The organism is Tenggerimyces flavus (assembly GCF_016907715.1).
In the GTDB taxonomy this organism is placed as follows: Bacteria; Actinomycetota; Actinomycetes; order Propionibacteriales; family Actinopolymorphaceae; genus Tenggerimyces; species Tenggerimyces flavus.
In genome coordinates this window covers 675,242-696,450 of record NZ_JAFBCM010000001.1, presented here as the reverse complement: position 1 = coordinate 696,450, position 21,209 = coordinate 675,242, and the positions used below count along the sequence as shown (strand labels likewise).

Below are 21,209 nucleotides of genomic sequence, written 5' to 3'. Positions count from 1 at the left end.
CGAGCCCATGCCCCTGCTGCGCAGCTACCTCGCCGGTCGCTGGCACTCCGCGCCCGACGAGGGCCAGCCGCTGTACGACGCCGCCACCGGCGAGGAGGTCGCGCGGATCTCCGCGACCGGCGCCGATCGGGCCGCCGCGCTGGCGTACGGACGTGACGTCGGTGGGCCCGCGCTGCGGGAGCTCACGTTCCACCAGCGCGCCCAGCTGCTGAAGGTGCTCGCGTCCCACCTGATGGAGCAGCGCGAGGAGCTGTACGCGCTCTCGCATCGCACCGGCGCCACGCTCGCGGACTCGAAGATCGACATCGACGGCGGCATCGGCACCCTGTTCGGCTACTCCAGCAAGGCGCGCAAGGAGCTGCCGAACGACACCGTGTACGTCGAGGGCGCCGTCGAGCCGCTGGGCAGGCAGGGAACGTTCGTCGGCCAGCACATCGCGGTGCCGCTGCACGGCGTCGCCGTGCAGATCAACGCGTTCAACTTCCCGATGTGGGGACCGCTGGAGAAGTTCGCGCCCGCGTTCATCGCCGGCGTCCCGAGTTTGATCAAGCCAGCAAGCCAAACCGCCTACCTCACCGAACGCATGGTCGAGCTGATCGTCGACTCGAAGATCCTCCCCGAGGGCTCGATCCAGCTGCTGACAGGCAGTGCCGGCGACCTGCTCGACCACCTCACCGCGCAGGACCTGGTGAGCTTCACCGGCTCCGCGTCGACCGCGCAGAAGCTGCGCGCGCATCCCGTCGTCATCCGCAACTCCGTGCGCTTCAACGCCGAGGCGGACTCGCTGAACTGCTCGATCCTCGGTCCCGACGCGAAGCCCGGCACCACCGAGTTCGACCTGTTCGTCAAGCAGTTGGCGTACGAGATGACCGCCAAGGCCGGGCAGAAGTGCACGGCGATCCGGCGCGCGATCGTGCCCGCCCGGTTGCTGGACGACGTCGCCGAGGCGACCCGCGAACGGCTGGGCAAGGTCGTCGTCGGCAACCCCGCCAACCCCGACGTACGCATGGGCGCGCTCGCGAGCCTCGAGCAACGCGAGGAGGTCCGGCGGTCGCTGAAGGCCTTGCAGGACGCGGGATCCGCCGTGTTCGGCGACCCGTTGCACGTGGACGTCGTCGATGCCGACGCCGAGCGTGGCGCTTTCCTCTCGCCGGTGCTGCTGCGCGTCGACGACGTCGACCGCGCCGAGCCACATGAGGTCGAGGCGTTCGGGCCGGTGAGCACGCTGCTGCCGTACGACTCGACCGAGCAGGCTGTCTCGCTCGCCGCACGTGGGCTCGGCAGCCTGGTGGGCTCGATCGTCAGTGCGGACACGGGATTCGTCCGCGAGGTCGTCCTCGGCGCCGCGCCGTGGCACGGGCGGCTGCTCGTCCTCGACGCGACGGACGCGAAGGAGTCGACGGGGCACGGATCCCCGCTGCCGATGCTGATCCACGGCGGACCTGGTCGGGCTGGCGGCGGTGAGGAAATGGGTGGCGTACGCGGGATCCTGCACCACCTGCAGCGCACCGCCGTGCAGGCCTCGCCGACCGTGCTCGGCGCGGTGACGAACCGGTACGTCGCGGGTGGCGAGCGGAGGTCGGACGGGACCCACCCGTTCCGGAAGTCCCTTGCGGAGTTGAAGGTTGGCGACTACGTGACCGCCGGGCCGCGGGTCGTGACGAAGGAAGACATCGACCACTTCTCCGACTTCGCCGGCGACAAGTTCTACGCGCACACGGACGAGGAAGCTGCGAAGGCGAACCCGATCTTCGGCGGCATCGTCGCGCACGGCTACCTGGTGATCTCGCTCGCCGCCGGCCTGTTCGTCGAGCCGTCGCCGGGTCCCGTCCTTGCCAACTACGGTCTGGAGAACCTGCGTTTCCTCACGCCGGTCTATCCCGACGACGCGTTGACGGTCACGTTGACCGCGAAGCAGATCTCGCCCCGCGTCGACACCGACTACGGAGTGGTCACCTGGGACGCCGAGGTGACCAACCAGAACGGCGAATCGGTCGCGAAGTACGACGTCCTCACCCTGGTCGCGAAGGAGTCCGCATGACCGCGACGGTGGAAGAACACTTCGAGGCGACGGTCGCCGCCGACCAGCGGATCGAACCGCGGGATTGGCTGCCCGACGCGTACCGCAAGACGATGATCCGGCAGATCGCACAGCACGCGCACTCGGAGATCATCGGCATGCAGCCCGAGGGCAACTGGATAACCCGCGCGCCTTCCCTTAGGCGTAAGGCGATTCTGCTCGCGAAGGTGCAGGACGAGGCGGGGCACGGGCTCTATCTCTACTCCGCCGCGGAGACGCTCGGCGCCGACCGGACCGAGCTGACGGAGCTGCTGATCAGCCGGCGGCAGAAGTACTCGTCGATCTTCAACTATCCGACGTTGACATTCGCCGACGTCGGGGTGATCGGCTGGCTCGTCGACGGCGCGGCCATCTGCAACCAGGTGCCGTTGTGCCGCAGCTCGTATGGGCCGTACGCGCGGGCGATGATCCGCATCTGCAAGGAGGAGTCGTTCCACCAGCGGCAGGGGTACGAGCTGCTGATGACGATGATGCGCGGCACTCCGGAGCAGCAGGCGATGGTGCAGGAGGCGACGAACCGGTTCTGGTGGCCGTCGTTGATGATGTTCGGTCCGCCGGACGGCGACTCACCCAACACCGCGCAGTCGATGGCGTGGAAGATCAAGCGGCACACGAACGACGACCTGCGTCAACGCTTTGTTGACATGTCCGTTCCGCAGGCCGAGGCACTCGGTGTGACGTTGCCGGATCCGTTGCTGGCTTGGAACGAGGACCGTGGACACTACGACTTCGGCCCGATCGACTGGTCGGAGCTGAAGCGGGTGATCGCGGGCGACGGGCCGTGCAACGCCGAACGCGTCGAGCGGCGCCGGCGGGCGCACGAGGACGGTGCGTGGGTGCGTGAAGCGGCGTCTGTCCATGCTGCTAAGGAGAGTGAGCGATGAGCTGGCCACTGTGGGAGGTGTTCGTGCGCGGCAAGCGCGGGCTCAACCACGTTCACGTGGGGTCGCTGCGCGCCTCGGATGCCGAGATGGCGTTGCGCAACGCGCGCGACGTCTACACGCGGCGCAACGAGGGTGTGAGCATCTGGGTCGTGCGGGCTGCGGACATCACCGCGTCGAGCCCGGACGAGAAGGACTCGTTCTTCGAGCCGTCCGGCGACAAGGTGTACCGGCACCCGACGTTCTACGAGATCCCCGACAACGTTCCGCACATGTGAGCTGACGATGCCTTTCGACAACGCGTACGAGGCTCTCGCCGACGCGCACGACGACGCCCGGTGGGCATACGGCACGGGCTTCGCCGACCCGCTGGCGAGCGTGCCCGCGGACGTACCGGACGGGGTGTCGCGGCCGGAACTGGCGCGACTGTGCGTGGCGCTGGGCGACGACGCGCTCGTGATGTCGCACCGGTTGCAGCAGTGGTGTACGAACGCGCCGGAGCTGGAGGACGAGGTCGCTCTCGCCAACATCGGGCTGGATCTGCTCGGCCAGGCACGCTGGCTCTACACCCGTGCTGGCGCGGTGGACGGGACGGGGCGGTCGGAGGATGATTTCGCCTTCCTGCGTTCGGAGTCGGAGTTCCTGAACGTGCGGCTGGTCGAGCTTCCGAACGGCGACTTCGCCGAGTTGGTTGCGCGGTTGCTGGTGTTCTCGACCTGGCGGCTGGCGGTGTTGACGCGGCTGGTGTCGTACGTCGACCCGGTGGTGGCGGCGATCGCCGCGAAGGGCGTCAAGGAGGTCACGTACCACCGCGACTACGCCGCCCGCTGGTGCGTGCGGCTGGGCGATGGGACGGCGTACTCGCGGGAGCGGATGCGGGCCGGCCTCGACACCGTGTGGCCGTTCGTCTGGGAGCTCTTCGATCGTGCGGAGCCGGACCTTCGGGTGGAGTTCGACGAGGTCCTCGGGCGTGTGCTTTCGGCCGCCACGCTCGCGGTGCCGACCGTTGCCGATCGGGCGGACGTGTTGGGCAAGGTCGGGCGCGACGGCGTGCACACCGAGGCGATGGGCTATCTGATCGCCGACCTGCAGAGCGTCGCCCGCGCGAACCCGGGAGCGGTCTGGTGAGCGCCCTTACGGTGGCCGAGACGGTCGTCGACCCGGAGCTGCCGATGCTCACGCTCGCCGACCTCGGTGTGCTCCGCTCGGTCGACGAGTCCGCCGAAGGCGTCGTCGTGACACTCACGCCGACCTACCTCGGCTGCCCCGCGCTGGAGACCATGCGCGCCGATCTCGTTCGCGCCCTTGCCTCGGCGGGCTACGCCGACGTGGAGGTACGGACCGCGCTGCACCCGGCGTGGAGCTCGGACTGGATCTCCCCAGCGGGCAAGGCGAAACTCGCAGAAGCCGGCATCGCCCCACCCGGTCCCGCGCCGCGCGGGCCGATCCCCCTGACGCTGACCGCGCCCGCGTCGAACGTCGCCTGCCCGCGCTGCGCGTCGACGAGAACCGAGATCCTCTCCGAGTTCGGCTCCACCGCCTGCAAAGCGCTTGTCCGCTGCCGCGACTGTGGCGAGCCGTTCGAACGCGTGAAGGAGATCTGATGCGGTCCTCCTTCCACGAGCTGACGGTCGCCGGGATCGAGCGGCTCTGCGACGACGCGGTGGCGGTGAGCTTCGACGTCCCAGCTGAGCTGACGGCCGACTTCGCGTTCGCGCCCGGCCAGAACCTCACGCTCCGGCGGTTCGTCGGCGAGCGCGAGGAACGCCGGCAGTACTCGATCTGCGCGCCGGCTGGAGCGCGGCCGCGGATCGGCGTACGCGAGGTTCCGGACGGGCTGTTCTCGTCCTGGCTGGTGCGGGAGCTGCAGCCGGGCGACACGATCGAGGTGCAGGCGCCTAGCGGCTCGTTCGTCCCGGACCTGGAGACGCCGGCGCGACACGTACTGATCGCGGCCGGCTCGGGCATCACGCCGGTGCTGTCGATCGCGTCGTCGGTGCTGGCCGTTCCGGGCAGCGAGGTGACGTTGCTGTACGGGAACCGGCGCAGCTCGACGGTGATGTTCGTCGACGAGCTGGCCGATCTGAAGGACCGCTACCCGTCGACGCTCGAGCTCGCGCACGTGCTGTCGCGCGAGCCGCGCGAGGCCGAGCTGTTCACGGGACGGCTGGACGCCGCGAAGCTCCGCCAGCTGCTGCCCGTGCTCACGTCGCCCTCGGACGTCGACCACTGGTGGGTGTGCGGGCCGTTCGAGATGATCGTGTCCACGCAGGAGGTGCTCGTCGAGCTGGGCGTGCCGGTCGAGCGCGTGCATCGCGAGCTGTTCTTCGTCGACGTACCGCCGGAGCCGGTGAAGCACGAGGAGCCAGGCGTCGTCGGTCCGAGCAGCGAGGTGACCGTGATCCTCGACGGCCGTACGACCTCGCTGCCGCTGGCCCGCGACACGACGGTGCTGGAAGGCGCGCAGCGCGTCCGCCCCGACCTCCCGTTCGCCTGCAAGGGCGGCGTCTGCGGAACGTGCCGCGCCCGCCTCACCACCGGCGAGGTCCGCATGCGCCGCAACTTCGCCCTCGAACAAGCCGAGCTCGACGCCGGCTTCGTCCTCACCTGCCAGTCCCTCCCGATCTCCGACGAGCTGACCGTCGACTACGACACCTAACCACCGCTCGCCATCCCCAACCCCCTCCACTTCCCTAACCCAACTGTGAATTCACGCCCGATTTGCCCCAGTATTCTTGGCCGCCAACCCCGTTTCGGTAAGGGAAGTGGCTCAGGTTGTGGAGAGGGGAGGAGGTGGCAGGCGATCCCGGAGGCCACGCCGGGAGGCTCGATCGGCGCGCTGGTCAACGCCGGCCTCGACGCGTTCGTCCAGGCGGCGACGCTCGACCTCACCCGAGGCATCCGGCTGAACGCCGTCTGCCCGGGCAGGGTGCGCGAGACGCTCGTCGTGCTGGGCATGGATCCCTCTGCCGGCACTCCCGCGGCGGACGCCGCGTGCGCCTACGTGGAGGCCGTCGAGGGGACGATGCAGGGGCAGTCGATCATTCCCCGACCGGCAAGCTGACCTTGACGATCAGGCCGCCGTCGTCCCGCGGGGTAGCGGTGGCGGTGCCGCCGTGGGCCTGGGCGATCGCGCGGACGATGGACAGGCCGAGGCCGAAGCCGCGATCCGGCCCGGCGCGGCGGTCGCCGAGTTGCCGGAACGGCTGGAACAGCGACTCCACCTCGTACGCCGCCACGACCGGGCCGGTGTTCTCCACCGTCAACACCGCGTTGGCACCCTCGACCGCCGTCCGTACCGACACCCAGCCGGGCGGCACGTTGTAGCGGACGGCGTTGTCGACGAGGTTCTGCGCCAGCCGCTCGATCAGCACCGGGTCGCCCGACGTCGGCGCCGGCGCGAGAGACCGTCGCATCGACGCGGAGGCGACCCGGGCCGCCACGTCGGCGAGGTCGACGTGCGAGCGCGTGGTCACCGCGTTCTCGCTGTCGGCCAACGTCAGCAGCCCGTCGATCAGCCGCTCGTGCCGCTCGTTCACCTCCAGCAGTGACGTCCCCAGCTGCCGCAGGTCGGCCGACGCCTCGGGTCGCGTCACCGCCAGCTCGACCAGCGCGCGGTTCAACGCCAACGGGGTACGCAGCTCGTGCGACGCGTTCGCCACGAACCTGCGCTGCCCGTCGAACGACCGGTCCAGCTGCTCGAGCATCGCGTCGAAGCTGTCGCCCAGCCGGCGCACTTCGTCCCGCGGCCCGGCAAGCGCGAGCCGCTCGTGCAGTCCCCGGCCCGATGATGCCGCGATCCGCTGCGCGGTCTCGGTGATCCGGTGCAACGGCCGCAACGCCCGGCCCGCGACCAGCCAGCCCAGGCCGGCCGCCGCCGCACCCACACCGACCAGGGCAAGGCCGCCTTGCGTCAGCAGCGAGCCCAGCGCGGCGTCGCGCAACGCCTCCTGGTCGCGGCGCGCCTGCTCGAGCACGCCGTCCGGAACGCCCTGAGCGCGCAAGGCCGCCGCCCGCGCGTCCAGGCTGCCGCTCAACTGAGACTCCAGCGACGCCTGGACGAGCAGGTACGTCAGCCCGAGCAGCACCGCGCCGGCGAGGAAGAACAGCACGCCGTACAGAACGGTCAACCGCGTACGCAACGTCCAGCGGCTCATGACACCCGGTACCCCGCGCCGGTCACGGTCTGGACCACCGGCGGTTCGCCGAGCTTCTTGCGGAGCTTCATCACCGTCACCCGGACGACGTTCGTGAACGGGTCGATGTGCTCGTCCCACACCCGTTCGAGCAGCTCCTCGTGCGACACGATCGCGCCGTTCGCGCGGAGCAGCTCGACCAGCACGGCGAACTCCCGGTTCGCCAGCTCCACCGGCTCCCCGTCCCGCCACACCGCGTGCCGCAGCGGGTCGAGCCGGATGCCCGCACGTTCCAGCACCGGCTGCTGCGCGGGCTGGTTGCGTCGCATCAGCGTGTGCACGCGCGCCGACAGTTCGGCGAACGCGAACGGCTTGGGCAGATAGTCGTCCGCGCCGATCGCCAGCCCGGCCACACGATCCCGTACGGCGGCCGCCGCCGTCAGCATCAGCACGCGCGCGGTCGCGGGCGACGAGACGATCGACCGGCACACCTCGTCGCCGTGCACGACGGGCAGATCGCGGTCGAGCACGACCACGTCATAGCTGTTCACAGCAAGCCGTTCCAGTGCCGCGCCGCCGTCGTACGCGAGGTCCACCGCGAACGACTCCCGCCGAAGCCACTCGGCGATCGCGTCCGCGAGGATCCGCTCGTCCTCGACGACCAAGATGCGCATGGCGACATCCTCCCGTAAAGGACCTAACCACCGCATAACTTCGCGGCATGACGGTTACGCGGTGGTTATCGTCCGGTCGATCTACTCGACGCCATGAGAACACTCAAACTCGCGATCATCGCTGCCGTTGCCCTGCTCGGGCTGAGTGCCTGCGGCGGGACACCGGATCCGCAGCTGCCCACCGCCCAGGGGAGCGCGCTGCCCACCAGCGCGGCGCCCGAGCCGGGCGGATTGGCGTTCACGCAGTGCATGCGCGACAACGGCATCGACCTGCCGGACCCCGATCCGGACACCGGGCTGCCTCAGCTCGAAGGCGACGACGTCGACCCGAGCAATCCCACGTTCCAGAAGGCGATGGCGGTCTGCGAGTCGCTCCAGCCCGAGGGCGGCGTGCGCGGCGAGGGTGAAATGGGGCCCAAGGAACTGGACAAGTTCCAGGCATACGCCGAGTGCATGCGGGAGAACGGGCTGCCCGACTTCCCCGACCCGCAGCCGGGCGGCAGCGGCGGGATGTTCGGCGACAGCAACGTCGACCGCAACAGCCCGGCCTTCCAGAAGGCGAACGAGAAGTGCGGCGACCTGCTCGCCGGAGTCGCGGGAGGATGACGATGCGCAGACGCCTCCTGCTCGCGGCCGGATCGCTCGTCGTCGCCGCGGGGCTGGTGCTGGCGGCCAAGGGCTTCGGCGGCGTCTCGCCGGCTCCGGTCGCTTCGGCCGACGGGCTGCCGCCGGCGACCGCGAAGGTGGTCGAGGCCGACCTCGTCCAGACCGAGCACGTCAGCGGGACGTTGTCGTACGGGACACCCGAGGCGCTCACGGCCCCGGCCAAGCCCGGCACGATCACCTGGCTGCCACCGTCCGGCTCGATCGTCAAGATCGGCCAGCCCGTCTACAAGATCGACCAGGACCCGTTGATCCTGCTGCGGGGAACGATTCCGCCGTACCGCACGATGAAGGTCGGGATGTCGGGCTCGGACGTCAAGCAGCTCGAACAGAACCTCGCCGCGTTCGGCTACACCGGCTTCAAGGTCGACAACGACTTCACCGCGAAGACGAAGAAGGCCGTGCAGCAGTGGCAGGAGGACCTCGGCGTCGAGGAGACCGGTCAGGTGGACGCCAGCCTGATCGTGGTCGCGCCGGGCGACCTGCACATCGGGCTGCCGGCGATCGGCGTCGGCGATGTCGTCGGCGAGACCAACCTGCCGATCCTGACGGTCAGCGGCGCGAAGCAGAAGGTCACGGTCGCGCTCGACGTCGCCAAGCAGCATCTGGTGAAGAATGGCGTCAAGGCGACATTGACGCTGCCGTCGGGCAAGGCGGTGGCGGGCACGGTGACCAGCGTCGCCAAGGTCGCGACGGCTCCGGAGGGTACGGACGGTCAGCAGACGGGCTCGCCGACGATCACGGTGGAGCTCGAGCTCGCGGATCCCAAGGCTGCAGGCGGTCTGGATGCCGCGCCGGTCGACGTCGCGCTGGTATCGGCCGAACGCAAGGACGTCTTGACAGTGCCGATCACGGCCCTGGTCGCGCTGGCTGAAGGTGGGTACGGCGTCCAGGTCGTCTCGGGGACGTCGGTGTCGTACGTGAAGGTGCAGCCCGGCATGTTCGCGGGCGGGAAGGTCGAGATCTCCGGTGCGGGCATCGAGGCCGGCACGCTTGTGGGGGTGCCGACATGATCGTTCAGCTGCAGGAGGCGACGAAGGAGTACGCGGGTGGAGTCGTCGCGCTTCGTCAAGCTACGTTGGCGATTCGGCCCGAGGAGCTGGTCGGGATCGTCGGGCCGTCCGGGTCGGGGAAGTCGACGATGTTGAACGTGGTCGGCACGCTGGACCGCCCGACGTCGGGCACGGTCCGCATCGACGGGCACGACGTGTCGGCGTTGACCGACCGGCAGCTGTCGGCGCTGCGGTCGCGGACGATCGGGTTCGTGTTCCAGCAGTTCCACCTCGCGGTGGGCTTGACCGCGTTGGACAACGTGGCGGACGGACTGCTGTACGCGGGCGTACCCCGACCTCGGCGGCTGAAGCGTGCAACGGTCGCGCTGGAACGGGTCGGGCTGGCGCATCGCCTCGCCCACCGCCCGCACGAGTTGTCCGGCGGCGAACGTCAGCGGGTCGCGATAGCTCGCGCGGTGATTGGCGAACCCTCGTTGCTGCTCGCCGACGAACCCACCGGCAACCTCGACTCGGCCTCGGGCGCGGGCGTGATGACCTTGCTGCGCGAACTGAATGCCGGCGGGACGACGGTCGTGGTGATCACCCACGACCTCGACATCGCCGCGACCCTGCCGCGACAGATCTACATGCGAGACGGGCAGGTGATGAGCGGATGACTGCCAAGACGACGTTGACACCGGCGCGGCTCGGACCGGCAGACGTGGCTCGCGTCGGCGGGGCAGGCTTGCGGAGCCGGCCGATGCGGGTCTTCCTCTCCGCCTTGGGCATCGCGATCGGCATCGCGGCGATGATCGCGGTGGTCGGGATCTCCACGTCCAGCAAGGAAGATCTCAACCGCCAGCTCGAGGCGCTCGGCACGAACCTGCTCACCGTCGGTCCCGGCCAGAACCTGTTCGGCGAGGACTCCCATCTCCCGAACGAGGCAGTCGCGATGATCGACTGGATCGAACCGGTCGAGTCCGTCACCGCCACCGGCCTGATCGGCGACGCGAAGGTCTACCGCAGTGACAAGGTCCCGGCACCCCAGTCCGGCAGCATCTCCGTACTGGCTGCCCAGACTGACCTGCTCGACACGGTTGGCGGCGAGCTCGCGATCGGTACGTTCCTCAACGGGGCAACGGCAAAGTACCCGGCTGTCGTCCTCGGCGCCAAGGCCGCGGATCGCCTCGGCGTCGGCGCGGTGGGTCCGGATCAGCAGGTCTACCTGGGCGGGCACTGGTTCACGGTCGTCGGTGTGCTCGAGCCTGTGCCCCTTGCGGCCGAGCTCGACACCGCCGCGCTCGTGGGGTGGCCCGTGGCGAAGGAGCTGCTCGGCTTCGACGGCTACCCGACCACGATCTTCACCCGCGCCGCCGAGACCGCGGTCGAAGCGGTGCAGGGCGTTCTCGCGGCCACGGCGAATCCCGAGGCGCCGAACGAGGTCGACGTGTCCCGGCCCTCCGACGCCCTGGCCGCGCAGCAGGCCACGGACGCCACCCTGTCCGCGCTCCTGCTCGGCCTCGGCGGCGTCGCGCTGCTCGTCGGAGGTGTCGGCGTCGCGAACACCATGGTGATCTCCGTTCTGGAACGTCGCACGGAGATCGGCCTGAGGCGGGCGCTGGGAGCGAGCCGCGGGCAGATCCGGCTGCAGTTCCTCGCCGAGTCGTTGCTGCTCTCGGCGATCGGCGGCCTCGCCGGCGTACTCCTCGGTGTCGCCGTGACCACCGGCTACGCGACGTACCAGGCCTGGCCCGTCGTCGTCCCGCCGTGGGCGATGATCGGCGGCCTCGCGGCGACGCTGCTGATCGGATCGCTCGCCGGCCTCTACCCAGCCGTACGGGCAGCGCGGCTTGCGCCGACCGAGGCGTTGGCCGCACCTTAGGCGGATGCCGATGCGCAACCGCGTGACCCCGCTGGGCGACCTCGTCGCGATCCCGATGCGCGGCGCCTGGACGGGGAACCGCGGTTGCCTGCACGAGGGAACCGAGGTCGTCCGGTTCCACCGGAGCCAGCTCTGGATCACCTGCGCGCTCTCGTTCCGCGGCTGGCGGCTCCCGCAGTGGGCACCGAGGCGGTTCACCGTGCTGTTCTTCCACGACGAAGCGGTCTCCTTCGCCGCCGGCCACCGCCCCTGCGCCCTCTGCCGGCGCGAGGCGTACGAGGCGTTCCGCGCCGCGCTGGGCGAGCCGTCGCTGAAGGCGAACGAGCTCGACCGCAGGCTCCACCGCGAGCGCATCATCCGCGGCACCCACCGCCGCCAGCTCCACCAGCGGCCTTGTGGCGAGCTGCCGACCGGGGCGTTCGTCATCCACGACGACACGCCGCATCTCGTCAGGGACGACGCCCTCGTGCCGTGGACGTACGAGGGGTATGGAAGCCCAATCACCAAGCCAGGCAGCGGAATGGCCACCCTCCTCACCCCACCAACCGCCATCGCAGCCCTCTCCGGCGGCTACCACCCCCAGCTCGCGATTGAATGAAGGGCACCTTCATACGAACCTATTGAATGAAGGTGCCCTTCATTCAAAAGGAGGGGACGGAACGACCCCAGCTTCATCTGAACCACAAGGGACCGGGGGAAGCCCCAACAAGCAACGCAAGCACGGCAACAAACCCCAGCAACAAGGAACCTGGCCCGGGCACCCGTTCCCGGGGGCAGGGGCGGCGCGTGAAAAACAGGTGGCCGGGCCGGGGCGAGTCAAGGGTCGCAAAGCGATCGCAAAGCGACGCCTCTCTCCGTCTGCGCGAAGCGCCCCCAGAGAGGCGCCCTTGACGCGCCCCGGACCGGCCACCAAAATCGACCGCCGCAACAGCCCACGGCGAGCACCAACGGCCGGACACCTCGCCAAAGAACAATCGAGCCCACCCGCCAAGAACAACAGCGATCCGCCCAGCCAGAGGGCCATCGACGATGGCCAACCGATGGGTGTGACACCGCTGGTCCGAGAGGATGGCCGACCAATGGTCGGCTGGGTCCGCCGGCCGGCAGTGAGGACGAGGGGACGGCCGAGCCGCCGGTGAGGGGATGGCCGAGCAACGGCGCTGGGTCGAGCCGGAGCGCCGACCGACGAATCGTCAAGGAAACAGCCGACCGATGGTCGATGGCCAAGCGGCGCTGGGGATGGCCAAGCGGCAGGCGGCGTGGCCGGCCAACGGGCGGGGGCGACCTCGAACGCCCCGCACCACGATCCGCCCGCGCCCCATTAAATGAAGGGCACCTTCATTCCATAGGTTCGAATGAAGGTGCCCTTCATAAAAACACCCGAGCCGTCAACGGCCGGCTTGCAGCGCCCCCCAGGTCGCCGGCCCGACGATGCCGTCCACGCCCAGGCCGCGCGTCGACTGGTAGTCGCGCGCCGCCTGGTCGGTGATCGGCCCGAACGCGCCGTCGATGCCGACCGTCCGCCCCAAGGCCGAGGTCAGCGAACGCTGCAGCCGCGACACATCAGCGCCCGACGAGCCGCTCCGCAACGTCGGCGTCGATCCTCGCGACAGCAACGCCGTCCAGGTGTTGGAGTTGATCACGCCCGTCACCGGCAGCGACTTCGACGTCTGGAACGAGCGCACCGCCGTCTCAGTCGCCGCGTCGAACGTTCCCGACGGCGTGCCCGCCGGCATCGACCCCGCACCCTGCAGCAGACACTGCGCGGCCTTCACCAGGTTGCCCGTCGCGCCGGACTGCTGGTTCGGGTACGCCGTCGCGTCCAGCGACACGCCCGCGCACGGGGGCGGCGGGCCGCCGTTCGCAGTGTCGAAGAAGTCGCGGTCGATGTTGATCTGTACGCCTCCCCACGTCTCGGAGACGTCGCCCGCGTACTGCTTGACCCGCTGGTGGTTGCTCCACATGCTCGCCGGGATGTACTGGCCCCCGTCGGTGTTCGCGACGTTGTTCCACCAGGCGAAGAACACGTGGTCGGGCCGCGTGTAGGTCGAGCTGTTGTAGTTGTTGACCAGGTCCGTGATGCCGGACGAAGCGCTGGAGTAGACGCCGGACAGGTAGCCGCGGGCGTGCAGCTCGTCGGTCCAGCCGTCGAGGAACGACATCACCGCGGTGATGCAGGCGGCTTCGCGGCCGTACTGCTCCATGTCGTTGTAGAGGACGCTGCCGGCGACGATCCCCAACGCCTGGGCGGCGTTCACCGACTCGACACCGGCCTGGTGGCCCTGGTTGCGGGCGGTCGCGGGATCGCCGGACATCTTGTGGCCGCCGCCCGGTCGGCACGGCGCCTGCAGACCGACGTGCAGGGGCAGGAACTTCCAACCCCGGTTGTGCTGGTTGGTGATCCACGTCGACGTCAGGTTCGGCTGCGCGCACCCGCGCTGGATGCCGCTGATGTAGATGCCGACCGCCTTGTACGGGGAGGAGTTCCACCAGGTGTCCATCGTGGACTGCGAGGGCGCCGCGCACTGGTCGAAGCCCTTGCCGTTGAACGTTCCGGGCGCCACCACGGCCGCGGTCGGCGTGATGACGGCGGACGTCTTCGCCGCCTTGTCGAGCGTGATCGCGCGGCCGCCGGCGACGAGCTTGCCGGTGCCGAGGATGCTCCGAACGGCCGCCTCGTCCGACGGGCCGTGCGCGGCGGTCACCAGCACGCCGGCGCCCTCGATCGCGACCTGCAGCGTGCCGCTCGCCGACGTCGCCGCCGCGGCCACGGCAGTGCCGGACTTCGCGCGAACGATGCCGGGGCGGGCGGCCGACGTGCCGTTCAGCGGCTCGATCAGCAGGCCGGCGGCACGGCCGACCACGTTGGCCGGGCAGCTCTCCTGGTAGTTCGGCGAGCCGAGGTAGACGGCCGGCTTGTCGAACCGGACGCAGGCCTTGTCCTTCGCGAGGTCGACCACCGGCCAGGCCTTGGGCACCGCGACCTGGTAGCCGTGGTACGAGACCAGCTTGCTGTCCGGTGGGGGCGGCGCGGCTCCGGCGGAGGAGCCGAACGTACTGGACATTGCGACAACGGCGGCCAGGGCGAGGCCGGCTCGGGCAAAACGATGGGACGTCGGCGACATGACGCACTCCTCGTCGTGGGGCCACGGCAGGCAGCAACGTCGAGCGCCACTGCGCTGTAGAAAACTTCCCACTCCGCCGCCGCCCCGTACAGGTCCCCGGCACCTTCCTGCCGCTGCCGGCCACAGGCCAGGCCCAAGCGTCGGTGCGAACAGTTGTGTACTGTAGTGAACATGACTGTTCACGCCTCCGGCCGCACACGGCATCAGGCACCCGCGCCGCGGGAGCTGCTCGACGTGGCGGCCGAGGTGCTGGTCGCGCGGCCGAACGCGTCGCTCGCCGACGTCGCCAAGGCCGCCGGCATCGGTCGTACGACGCTGCACAAGCACTACCCGACCCGCCAGGACCTGCTCGTCGCCGTCGCGCACGACTCCCTCGACCGGTGCGACCGCGCGATCGCCACCGCGCTCGAGGCCGCGGACGAGGACCCCGTCACCGTCCTCCACCACCTCGTCGAGAGGCTCGTCCCGCTCGGCCCGCAGCTGCAGTTCCTCTTCCGCCAGCCCACGCTCGACGACGAGCCCAAGGTCATGCGCCGCATGTCCGAGCTCGAGCCGCCGCTGCACGTCCTCGTGCGCCGCGCCAAAGAGCAGGGCCAGGTCCGCGCGGACATCGCCGAGTGGTGGTTCGTCTCCGCGCTCTACGGTCTGCTCTACACCGCGTGGGAGGGTGTCGCGTACGGCTGGCTCGCCGCCCGTGACGCCCCCGACCTGGTCGTACGCACCCTCCTCGAGGGCATCGGGCAGCGCGCATGACCGACGTACGCACCAGGACCGAACGATCGCGCGTCCCGCTCGCCGGCCTCATCTCGGCGACCGCGCTCTCCTACACCGGCAACCAGATCGTCGCCGTCGTGATGCCCTGGCTCGTCCTCGCGAAGACCGGCAGCGCCTCGCTCGCCGGCCTGGTCGGCGCGGCGGCGGTCGCGCCGATGGTGCTCTCCACGCTGTTCGGCGGTGCGCTCGTCGACCGCGTCGGACGCCGGTTCGCGAGCATCTGCGCCGACCTGCTGAGCGCCGCCGCCGTTGCCGCGTTGCCCTTGCTGGACAGTACGGTCGGCCTCGGCATCGCGCTCATCCTGATCCTCGTCGCCCTCGGCGCGATCTTCGACGGCCCCGGCGCGGCCGCCCGCGAGGCGATGCGCCCCGACGTCGCCCGCCGGGCACTGATGCCGCTGGAACGCGTCAACGCCTGGGGCGAGGCGGCGGAGAACGTCGGCGCGATCCTCGGTCCCGGTCTCGCCGGGCTCCTGCTCGCGTGGATCGGCGGCTTCGGCACGCTGTGGGCCGCGGTAGGGCTGTTCGTCGCCGCGGTCGTCTTCACCGCCACGACGGTTCCGCGCGGGATCTCGCCCGAGCCGCACCGCGGCGAGTCGTTCCTGCGTTCGATCGTCGTCGGCCTGAAGTTCGTCTGGAACGATCGCGCGATCCGCGACGTGAGCATCGCCGCGATGATCGCGATGCTGTTCCTGACACCGCTGACGCTCGTTCTCACCGCCCACCTGCAAGACGTCGGGCGGGCGACCGACCTCGCGCTGGTGCTCAGCTCGTTCGCGATCGGCGGGCTGGCCGGCGCCATCGGGTACGGCGTCGTCGGCCACAGGCTGCCGCGCCGTGGGACGCTCGCTGGCGCGGTTGCCCTGGTGGGGTTGGGATTCTTCGGTCTCGCGTTCCTGCCGCCGGTGTGGGGGATGGCCGTCATCGCCGGCGCGATCGGCATCGTCGCGGGTCCGATCAACCCCGTGGCCGCGGTGATCATGCAGGAACGTACGCCCGAGCACCTGCGCGGGCGTGTGATCGGCACGTTCGCCTCGCTCGCCATGGCGGCGGGGCCGCTCGGAATGCTCGTGTTCGGGCCGGTGATCGAGTTCGGCGGCGCGGGCATCGCGTTCGCCGCGATCGGCATCGGCTGTCTGGTGTCGGCGATCTACGCCGCCGCCAGTCGAGGTCTACGGGAGGGCGTATGACACTGAAGGCGGATCTTCAACTGGGGTGGCGGATTCGGTCGCAACGGGCCGGTCTGTGGTTCATGGGGAACGTGCTGGGCGATCCCTTTGTCAAGCTGATGTTGCGCGAGGGGCACGAAAACCCGTACCCGATCTACGAGCGCCTGCGCGCCGAGGGCCCGCTGTACCGAAGCAGGATCAAGATCTGGTCGACGACAAGCCACGAGCTCTCCAACAAGATCCTGCGCGACCGGCGCTGGGGCGTCCGAGCCAACACCGGCGACTACTCCGGTGTCACCGTGCTCCCCGAAGGCGAGAGCGAGGGCTTCGACTTCTCGTTCCTCGAGCTCGACCCGCCCGACCACACGCGGTTGCGGCGGCTGGCGACGCCCGCGTTCACCGCGAAGCGCATCCTCGGCTACCGCGCACGGGTCGAGGAGGTCACGCATCGCCTGCTAGACAAGGCGATGCGCAAGGGCTCGTTCGATCTCATCACCGACTTCGCCAACCCGCTGCCGATCGCGGTGATCGCCGACCTGCTGGGGATTCCGGAGGTCGACTACGAGGTGTTCGCCGGGTACGGCCGCATCGTCGGCAAGGCGCTCGACGGCGTCGACTCCGTACGCCACTCCAAGGAGCTCGCCGGCGCCCGCCGCGACCTCGCCGCGCTGTTCACCCGGCTGCTGCGGGAGCGGACGAGGGAGCCGAAGGACGACGTGATCAGCATCCTCGCCGCCGCGTTGGGCGAGGAGAAGCTCACCGAGTACGAGCTGATCACCTGCTGCCAGCTCTTGCTCATCGCGGGCTTCGAGACGACCGTCAACCTGATCGGGAACGGCATGCTCGCGTTCCTCTCCCACCCTGCCCAGTGGGCGCTGCTGCGCGAAGACCCGTCGCTTGCGGCGAAGGCGGCGGAGGAGGTGCTGCGGTACGACGCGCCGGTGCAGAACACGATGCGGATCGCGCACGAGGACCTCGAGCTCGGCGGGCGGCTGTTCCGGACCGGGTCGCACGTCATCCCGCTGCTCGGCGCCGCCAACCGCGACCCGGAGGTGTACGAGACGCCGGCACGGTTCGACATCGCGCGCGAGGCGCCGGCTGAGCATCTCGCGTTCTCGTCGGGCATCCATTATTGTGTCGGCGCTCCGCTGGCGCGGCTGGAGGGAACGGTCGCGTTCGAGGCGCTCGCCGAACGGCTGCCGCGGCTACGGCTGGTGGGCAAGCCCGTACGCCGTCAGACGACGACGATCCGTGGGCTGCGTTCGCTCCCGCTCGAGGGAGCGCTGGTCACAGCTCCTTGATCTTGCCGCTCTGCAGGTCGTACGTCGCCGCGATCACCCGGGTCTTGCCGGCCAGGATCGCGGCGTCGACGACCTCGGAGCGCTCCGGCAGCTCGACCGCCATTCGGCGCGCCTGCTCGTCGACGCACGCGGCGAGGAACTCCTCCTCGTTGTCGTTCTCCGGCGTCGCGAGCACGGCCGCTTCGATCGCGCGCACGAGCGCGCTGACCTCGCCGTGCACCTTCTCCTCGCCCTTGACGACGTCGATCGTCGCCTGGACGGCACCGCAGTTGGAGTGGCCGAGGACGACGACCAGCGGGATGTTCAGGTGGTGGACGCCGTACTCGATGCTGCCGATGACCGCGTCGTCGAGCACCTCGCCGGCCGTACGCACGGTCAACAGGTCGCCGAGGCCCTGGTCGAAGACGATCTCCGGCGTCACGCGCGAGTCCACGCAGCCGAGGACGCAGGCGAACGGGGTCTGCTGCTTCCCCGCGACCGCCTGTCGCCAGGACAGCTCCTGGCGGGGTCGGATCTGCTCGCCCTGGGCGAACCGTTCGTTGCCGGTGAGCAGGCGCTTCCACGCGTCGTCAGGCACAGGACCTCCGGACGGACTGGACTTCGCGGGCTGGACCCGTTGGGCTATCTGGTCTGGCTGGCTACAGCTCACCGCCGTCAAGGCGAGCGCGCCCAGCACCAGCATGCCGCGCCTGGACAGGCCGGCGGGTGATGTCGACATTCGGTTTCCCCGTTCGCGCGCGTCGACACTGACGCGTCGTCCGCATTATGGGGCATTACCCTCGCGACGTGCCTCGTCGCTACCAGCCCGCCCCCGCCGCCGACGTGGCCGCGGCCTTGTCGCGGGTGCTCGCTTCCGGCGCTGCGGCGCCTCGGGACGACCTGAAGCTGCTCTCCAGGCATTTCGCCGCGGTGCTGTTGGCGCGGGCTCCTGGCCGGTCGGTGGAGCTGCGGGTCCCGCCGTATGCCGCGATCCAGTGCGTTCCCGGTCCTCGGCACACGCGGGGGACTCCGCCAGGGGTGGTCGAGACCGATCCGCTGACCTTCGTGCTGCTCGCGAGTGGGCAGCTGACCTGGGACGATGCCCGTTCGTCGGCCCGGCTCATCGCCAGCGGCGAGCGGACCGACCTGTCGGCGTACTTGCCGTTGACGGAGCCTTTCGAAAAATCTTGAAACTCTTGGGAACCGTCGGAACGTGGCCGCCGTCCCACCCTCGGTGGTCCGAAGCCATCGCGATGAGGCCCCCGCGCTACCCCCCGACGCGGGGGCCTCTTCATGCCCTCATTCAGGTCGTCATGGCCACGTTTCGTCCACAGCCCCGCTTGTCCACAGTGCGACGACGGCTGGGTGGCGGTGTCGGCTTGGCCGGCTAACGTCAACGCCATGACTGAGACCACGCCGACCACCGACCTGCGAGCCCAGGGTGACGCTCACCTGCGGCGGCTCGTGGGCGTGCCCGACGCCGAGTTCCGCGACGGGCAGTGGGAGGCGATCGAGGCCCTCGTCGCCGAGAGCCGCCGCGTGCTCGTCGTCCAACGCACCGGCTGGGGCAAGTCGGCCGTCTACTTCGTCGCGACCGCACTGCGCCGCGCCGAGGGAGCCGGACCGACGCTGATCGTGTCGCCGCTGCTCGCGCTCATGCGCGACCAGGTCGCGGCGGCCGAGCGCGCCGGCATCCGCGGGGTGACGATCAACTCCGCGAACGCCGAGGAGTGGACCGACATCTCCAAGGCGCTCGAGGCCGACGAGGTCGACGTCCTGCTGGTGAGCCCGGAACGCCTCAACAACCCGCGCTTCCGCGACGAACAGCTGCCCGACCTCGCCGCCCGGGCCGGGCTGCTCGTGGTCGACGAGGCGCACTGCGTCTCCGACTGGGGCCACGACTTCCGGCCCGACTACCGGCGCATCCGCGACCTGCTCGACGACCTGCCCGCCGGCACGCCGGTGCTCGGCACGACCGCGACCGCGAACGCGCGCGTGGTCGCAGACGTCGAGGAGCAGCTGGCGTCCGGCGGCGCGGACGTCCTCACTCTCCGCGGCCCACTCGCACGTGCGAGCCTCCGCCTCGGTGTCCTGAGACTGGCGACGCCGCAGCAACGACTCGCCTGGCTCGCCGCCCACCTCAACGACCTGCCGGGCAGCGGCATCGTCTACACGCTCACGGTGTCCGCCGCCGAGGACATCGCCGCGATGCTGCGCGACGCCGGCTTCCCCGTGCTCGCGTACACCGGCCGCACCGACCAGGCCGAGCGGCTGTTCGCCGAGGACGCGCTGCGTAACAACCAGGTCAAGGCGCTGATCGCGACCAGCGCGCTCGGCATGGGCTTCGACAAGCCCGACCTCGGCTTCGTCGTCCACGTAGGCGCGCCGGCGTCGCCGATCGCCTACTACCAACAGGTCGGCCGGGCCGGTCGCGCGACCGAACGAGCCGACGTGCTGTTGCTGCCCGGCATCGAGGACCCCGACATCTGGAAGTACTTCGCGACCGCGTCGATGCCGCGCCAGGAGCAGGCGGACGCCGTACTCGAGGCGCTGGCGTCCGCGGGCAAGCCGCTGTCGACGCCGGCGCTGGAGGCGATCGTCGACGTCCGCCGGACGCGGCTGGAGCTGCTCCTCAAGGTGCTCGACGTCGAGGGCGCGGTCCGCCGGGTGGGCGGTGGCTGGGAGAGCTCCGGCCAGCCGTGGGTGTACGACGCGGAGCGGTACGACCGGGTGGCACAGGCCCGTTCCGACGAAGCGAAGTCGATGCTGGAGTACGAGCGCAGCGACGAGTGCCGGATGGCGTTCCTGCAGAAGGCGCTCGACGACCCGACGGCCTCGCCGTGCGGGCGCTGCGACCGGTGCACCGGTCCGTGGTACCCGACCGAGGTGTCGGCCGGAGCCTCGGAGGCGGCTGCCGCGCGGCTGCGCCAGGTCGGCGTCGAGCTCGAGTCGCGTGCGATGTGGCCACCCGGTGTGAAGCGGCTCGGGGTCGACGTGTCCGGCCGGATCGCGGCCGACGACCAGGCCGGCACCGGGCGGGCGGTGGCGCGGCTGACCGACCTCGGCTGGGGACAGCGACTGCGGACGTTGCTCGCCCCGGGTGCGGAGGACGCGCCCGCCGACGAGGCGCTGCTCGGGGCCTGCGTGGAGGTGCTGAAGACCTGGGGCTGGTCGCGCCGGCCCGACGGGGTCGCGTGGATCGAGTCGCGCGGCCGGCCGCAGCTCGGACGTTCGGTGGCCGAGGGCATCGCCCGGATCGGCCGGCTGCCATTGCTGGGTTCGGTGGTGCCGCAGCACGGTGGGCCGACCGGCGAGCCGGGAGGCAACAGCGCGTTCCGGCTCGCGGCCGTGTGGGACCGGCTCGCGGTGTCGGACGAGCTCCGGGCGAACCTGGGCTCCGCGCCGACGGTGCTGCTCATCGACGATCTCGCCGACTCGCGCTGGACGCTCACCGTCGCCGCGCGCGAGCTCCGCAAGTCGGGTGCGGGGGAGGTGTTGCCCTTCGTTCTCGCCCTCGTTGCCTGATCGGATAGATCTCCGCTCGTTCGCAAGT

The 21,209-nt window shown here is 70.2% G+C and carries 21 protein-coding genes; 17 read left to right on the top strand and 4 right to left on the bottom strand.

Going from position 1 to position 21,209, the window contains the following annotated elements; genetic code table 11:
• Positions 1 to 7: 7 nt before the first annotated feature.
• The 7 genes from paaZ to JOD67_RS03380 are packed head-to-tail and all read left to right on the top strand — an operon-like array spanning position 8 to position 6,025.
• Positions 8 to 2,041 carry a phenylacetic acid degradation bifunctional protein PaaZ gene (paaZ, locus tag JOD67_RS03410; RefSeq protein ID WP_205115026.1) on the top strand — a complete coding sequence of 678 codons (2,034 nt, stop codon included), beginning with the start codon at positions 8 to 10 and terminating at the stop codon, positions 2,039 to 2,041.
• Positions 2,038 to 2,964, top strand: coding sequence for a 1,2-phenylacetyl-CoA epoxidase subunit PaaA (gene paaA / locus JOD67_RS03405; protein ID WP_205115024.1), 927 nt, complete (start codon positions 2,038 to 2,040; stop codon positions 2,962 to 2,964). The genes paaZ and paaA overlap by 4 nt, the downstream gene beginning before the upstream one ends.
• On the top strand, positions 2,961 to 3,239 hold the full coding sequence (gene paaB / locus JOD67_RS03400) for a 1,2-phenylacetyl-CoA epoxidase subunit PaaB (RefSeq protein WP_205115022.1): 279 nt from the start codon (positions 2,961 to 2,963) through the stop codon (positions 3,237 to 3,239). Before paaA ends, paaB begins: the two co-directional genes overlap by 4 nt.
• A 7-nt stretch (positions 3,240 to 3,246) precedes the next feature.
• On the top strand, positions 3,247 to 4,089 hold the full coding sequence (gene paaC, locus JOD67_RS03395; protein WP_205115019.1) for a 1,2-phenylacetyl-CoA epoxidase subunit PaaC: 843 nt from the start codon (positions 3,247 to 3,249) through the stop codon (positions 4,087 to 4,089).
• Positions 4,086 to 4,565, top strand: coding sequence for a 1,2-phenylacetyl-CoA epoxidase subunit PaaD (gene paaD, locus JOD67_RS03390; protein WP_307782258.1), 480 nt, complete (start codon positions 4,086 to 4,088; stop codon positions 4,563 to 4,565). Before paaC ends, paaD begins: the two co-directional genes overlap by 4 nt.
• The gene (paaE, locus tag JOD67_RS03385) at positions 4,565 to 5,620 is read left to right on the top strand and encodes a 1,2-phenylacetyl-CoA epoxidase subunit PaaE (RefSeq protein ID WP_205115010.1); all 1,056 of its coding nucleotides are present in this window, start codon (positions 4,565 to 4,567) and stop codon (positions 5,618 to 5,620) included. Before paaD ends, paaE begins: the two co-directional genes overlap by 1 nt.
• 45 nt (positions 5,621 to 5,665) lie before the next feature.
• The gene (locus JOD67_RS03380; RefSeq protein ID WP_205115003.1) at positions 5,666 to 6,025 is read left to right on the top strand and encodes a Rossmann-fold NAD(P)-binding domain-containing protein; all 360 of its coding nucleotides are present in this window, start codon (positions 5,666 to 5,668) and stop codon (positions 6,023 to 6,025) included.
• Here JOD67_RS03380 and JOD67_RS03375 read toward each other — a convergent pair.
• Entirely contained in the window at positions 6,003 to 7,118 is a 1,116-nt protein-coding gene (locus JOD67_RS03375; protein WP_205114995.1) for a sensor histidine kinase, read from the bottom strand. The genes JOD67_RS03380 and JOD67_RS03375 overlap by 23 nt on opposite strands.
• Positions 7,115 to 7,771, bottom strand: a complete 657-nt coding sequence (locus JOD67_RS03370; RefSeq protein ID WP_205114993.1) for a response regulator transcription factor — start codon at positions 7,769 to 7,771, stop codon at positions 7,115 to 7,117. Before JOD67_RS03370 ends, JOD67_RS03375 begins: the two co-directional genes overlap by 4 nt.
• A 93-nt stretch (positions 7,772 to 7,864) precedes the next feature.
• Here JOD67_RS03370 and JOD67_RS03365 point away from each other — a divergent pair, with 93 nt between their 5' ends.
• The 5 genes from JOD67_RS03365 to JOD67_RS03345 are packed head-to-tail and all read left to right on the top strand — an operon-like array spanning position 7,865 to position 11,906.
• The gene (locus JOD67_RS03365) at positions 7,865 to 8,377 is read left to right on the top strand and encodes a hypothetical protein (RefSeq protein WP_205114991.1); all 513 of its coding nucleotides are present in this window, start codon (positions 7,865 to 7,867) and stop codon (positions 8,375 to 8,377) included.
• A 2-nt stretch (positions 8,378 to 8,379) separates the two neighbouring features.
• Positions 8,380 to 9,447 carry a peptidoglycan-binding protein gene (locus JOD67_RS03360; RefSeq protein ID WP_205114990.1) on the top strand — a complete coding sequence of 356 codons (1,068 nt, stop codon included), beginning with the start codon at positions 8,380 to 8,382 and terminating at the stop codon, positions 9,445 to 9,447.
• Positions 9,444 to 10,103, top strand: coding sequence for an ABC transporter ATP-binding protein (locus JOD67_RS03355; protein ID WP_205114988.1), 660 nt, complete (start codon positions 9,444 to 9,446; stop codon positions 10,101 to 10,103). The genes JOD67_RS03360 and JOD67_RS03355 overlap by 4 nt, the downstream gene beginning before the upstream one ends.
• A complete protein-coding gene (locus tag JOD67_RS03350; RefSeq protein ID WP_205114986.1) occupies positions 10,100 to 11,308 on the top strand; it encodes an ABC transporter permease in 1,209 nt (402 codons plus the stop codon). Before JOD67_RS03355 ends, JOD67_RS03350 begins: the two co-directional genes overlap by 4 nt.
• A gap of 10 nt (positions 11,309 to 11,318) precedes the next feature.
• A complete protein-coding gene (locus JOD67_RS03345) occupies positions 11,319 to 11,906 on the top strand; it encodes a hypothetical protein (RefSeq protein WP_205114984.1) in 588 nt (195 codons plus the stop codon).
• A 790-nt stretch (positions 11,907 to 12,696) separates the two neighbouring features.
• On the opposite strand, the gene JOD67_RS39785 is transcribed toward JOD67_RS03345, so the two are convergent.
• Entirely contained in the window at positions 12,697 to 14,433 is a 1,737-nt protein-coding gene (locus tag JOD67_RS39785; RefSeq protein ID WP_239553704.1) for a glycoside hydrolase domain-containing protein, read from the bottom strand.
• Between the two features lie 171 nt (positions 14,434 to 14,604).
• Here JOD67_RS39785 and JOD67_RS03335 point away from each other — a divergent pair, with 171 nt between their 5' ends.
• From JOD67_RS03335 to JOD67_RS03325, 3 genes are all read left to right on the top strand, one after another.
• Positions 14,605 to 15,186, top strand: coding sequence for a TetR/AcrR family transcriptional regulator (locus JOD67_RS03335; protein WP_205114982.1), 582 nt, complete (start codon positions 14,605 to 14,607; stop codon positions 15,184 to 15,186).
• Positions 15,183 to 16,397 (top strand): MFS transporter, encoded by a 1,215-nt coding sequence (locus tag JOD67_RS03330; protein ID WP_205114979.1) that lies wholly within the window; start codon positions 15,183 to 15,185, stop codon positions 16,395 to 16,397. The genes JOD67_RS03335 and JOD67_RS03330 overlap by 4 nt, the downstream gene beginning before the upstream one ends.
• 62 nt (positions 16,398 to 16,459) lie before the next feature.
• Complete coding sequence (locus JOD67_RS03325; protein ID WP_205114977.1) at positions 16,460 to 17,677, top strand: cytochrome P450; 1,218 nt, start codon at positions 16,460 to 16,462, stop codon at positions 17,675 to 17,677.
• Here the strand turns inward: JOD67_RS03325 and JOD67_RS03320 are convergent.
• Positions 17,664 to 18,395: a carbonic anhydrase gene (locus JOD67_RS03320; RefSeq protein ID WP_205114975.1), complete on the bottom strand. Its 732-nt coding sequence runs from the start codon at positions 18,393 to 18,395 to the stop codon at positions 17,664 to 17,666. The two genes, JOD67_RS03325 and JOD67_RS03320, sit on opposite strands and share 14 nt — an antisense overlap.
• A gap of 68 nt (positions 18,396 to 18,463) precedes the next feature.
• Here JOD67_RS03320 and JOD67_RS03315 point away from each other — a divergent pair, with 68 nt between their 5' ends.
• Together JOD67_RS03315 and JOD67_RS03310 are read left to right on the top strand one after the other, a co-directional pair.
• A complete protein-coding gene (locus tag JOD67_RS03315; protein ID WP_307782257.1) occupies positions 18,464 to 18,847 on the top strand; it encodes a sterol carrier family protein in 384 nt (127 codons plus the stop codon).
• 210 nt (positions 18,848 to 19,057) lie between these two features.
• Positions 19,058 to 21,181 carry a RecQ family ATP-dependent DNA helicase gene (locus JOD67_RS03310; protein WP_205114971.1) on the top strand — a complete coding sequence of 708 codons (2,124 nt, stop codon included), beginning with the start codon at positions 19,058 to 19,060 and terminating at the stop codon, positions 21,179 to 21,181.
• Positions 21,182 to 21,209 lie beyond the last annotated feature (28 nt).

Excerpts from the sequence above, each read along its gene's own strand:
- paaZ (WP_205115026.1), top strand. The coding sequence starts at position 8 with ATGCCCCTGCTGCGCAGCTACCTCGCCGGTCGCTGGCACTCCGCGCCC.
- paaA (WP_205115024.1), top strand. The coding sequence starts at position 2,038 with ATGACCGCGACGGTGGAAGAACACTTCGAGGCGACGGTCGCCGCCGAC.
- paaB (WP_205115022.1), top strand. The coding sequence starts at position 2,961 with ATGAGCTGGCCACTGTGGGAGGTGTTCGTGCGCGGCAAGCGCGGGCTC.
- paaC (WP_205115019.1), top strand. The coding sequence starts at position 3,247 with ATGCCTTTCGACAACGCGTACGAGGCTCTCGCCGACGCGCACGACGAC.
- paaE (WP_205115010.1), top strand. The coding sequence starts at position 4,565 with ATGCGGTCCTCCTTCCACGAGCTGACGGTCGCCGGGATCGAGCGGCTC.
- JOD67_RS03375 (WP_205114995.1), bottom strand. The coding sequence starts at position 7,118 with ATGAGCCGCTGGACGTTGCGTACGCGGTTGACCGTTCTGTACGGCGTG.
- JOD67_RS03370 (WP_205114993.1), bottom strand. The coding sequence starts at position 7,771 with ATGCGCATCTTGGTCGTCGAGGACGAGCGGATCCTCGCGGACGCGATC.
- JOD67_RS03365 (WP_205114991.1), top strand. The coding sequence starts at position 7,865 with ATGAGAACACTCAAACTCGCGATCATCGCTGCCGTTGCCCTGCTCGGG.
- JOD67_RS03360 (WP_205114990.1), top strand. The coding sequence starts at position 8,380 with ATGCGCAGACGCCTCCTGCTCGCGGCCGGATCGCTCGTCGTCGCCGCG.
- JOD67_RS03355 (WP_205114988.1), top strand. The coding sequence starts at position 9,444 with ATGATCGTTCAGCTGCAGGAGGCGACGAAGGAGTACGCGGGTGGAGTC.
- JOD67_RS03350 (WP_205114986.1), top strand. The coding sequence starts at position 10,100 with ATGACTGCCAAGACGACGTTGACACCGGCGCGGCTCGGACCGGCAGAC.
- JOD67_RS03345 (WP_205114984.1), top strand. The coding sequence starts at position 11,319 with ATGCGCAACCGCGTGACCCCGCTGGGCGACCTCGTCGCGATCCCGATG.
- JOD67_RS39785 (WP_239553704.1), bottom strand. The coding sequence starts at position 14,433 with ATGTCGCCGACGTCCCATCGTTTTGCCCGAGCCGGCCTCGCCCTGGCC.
- JOD67_RS03335 (WP_205114982.1), top strand. The coding sequence starts at position 14,605 with ATGACTGTTCACGCCTCCGGCCGCACACGGCATCAGGCACCCGCGCCG.
- JOD67_RS03330 (WP_205114979.1), top strand. The coding sequence starts at position 15,183 with ATGACCGACGTACGCACCAGGACCGAACGATCGCGCGTCCCGCTCGCC.
- JOD67_RS03325 (WP_205114977.1), top strand. The coding sequence starts at position 16,460 with ATGGGGAACGTGCTGGGCGATCCCTTTGTCAAGCTGATGTTGCGCGAG.
- JOD67_RS03320 (WP_205114975.1), bottom strand. The coding sequence starts at position 18,395 with ATGTCGACATCACCCGCCGGCCTGTCCAGGCGCGGCATGCTGGTGCTG.
- JOD67_RS03310 (WP_205114971.1), top strand. The coding sequence starts at position 19,058 with ATGACTGAGACCACGCCGACCACCGACCTGCGAGCCCAGGGTGACGCT.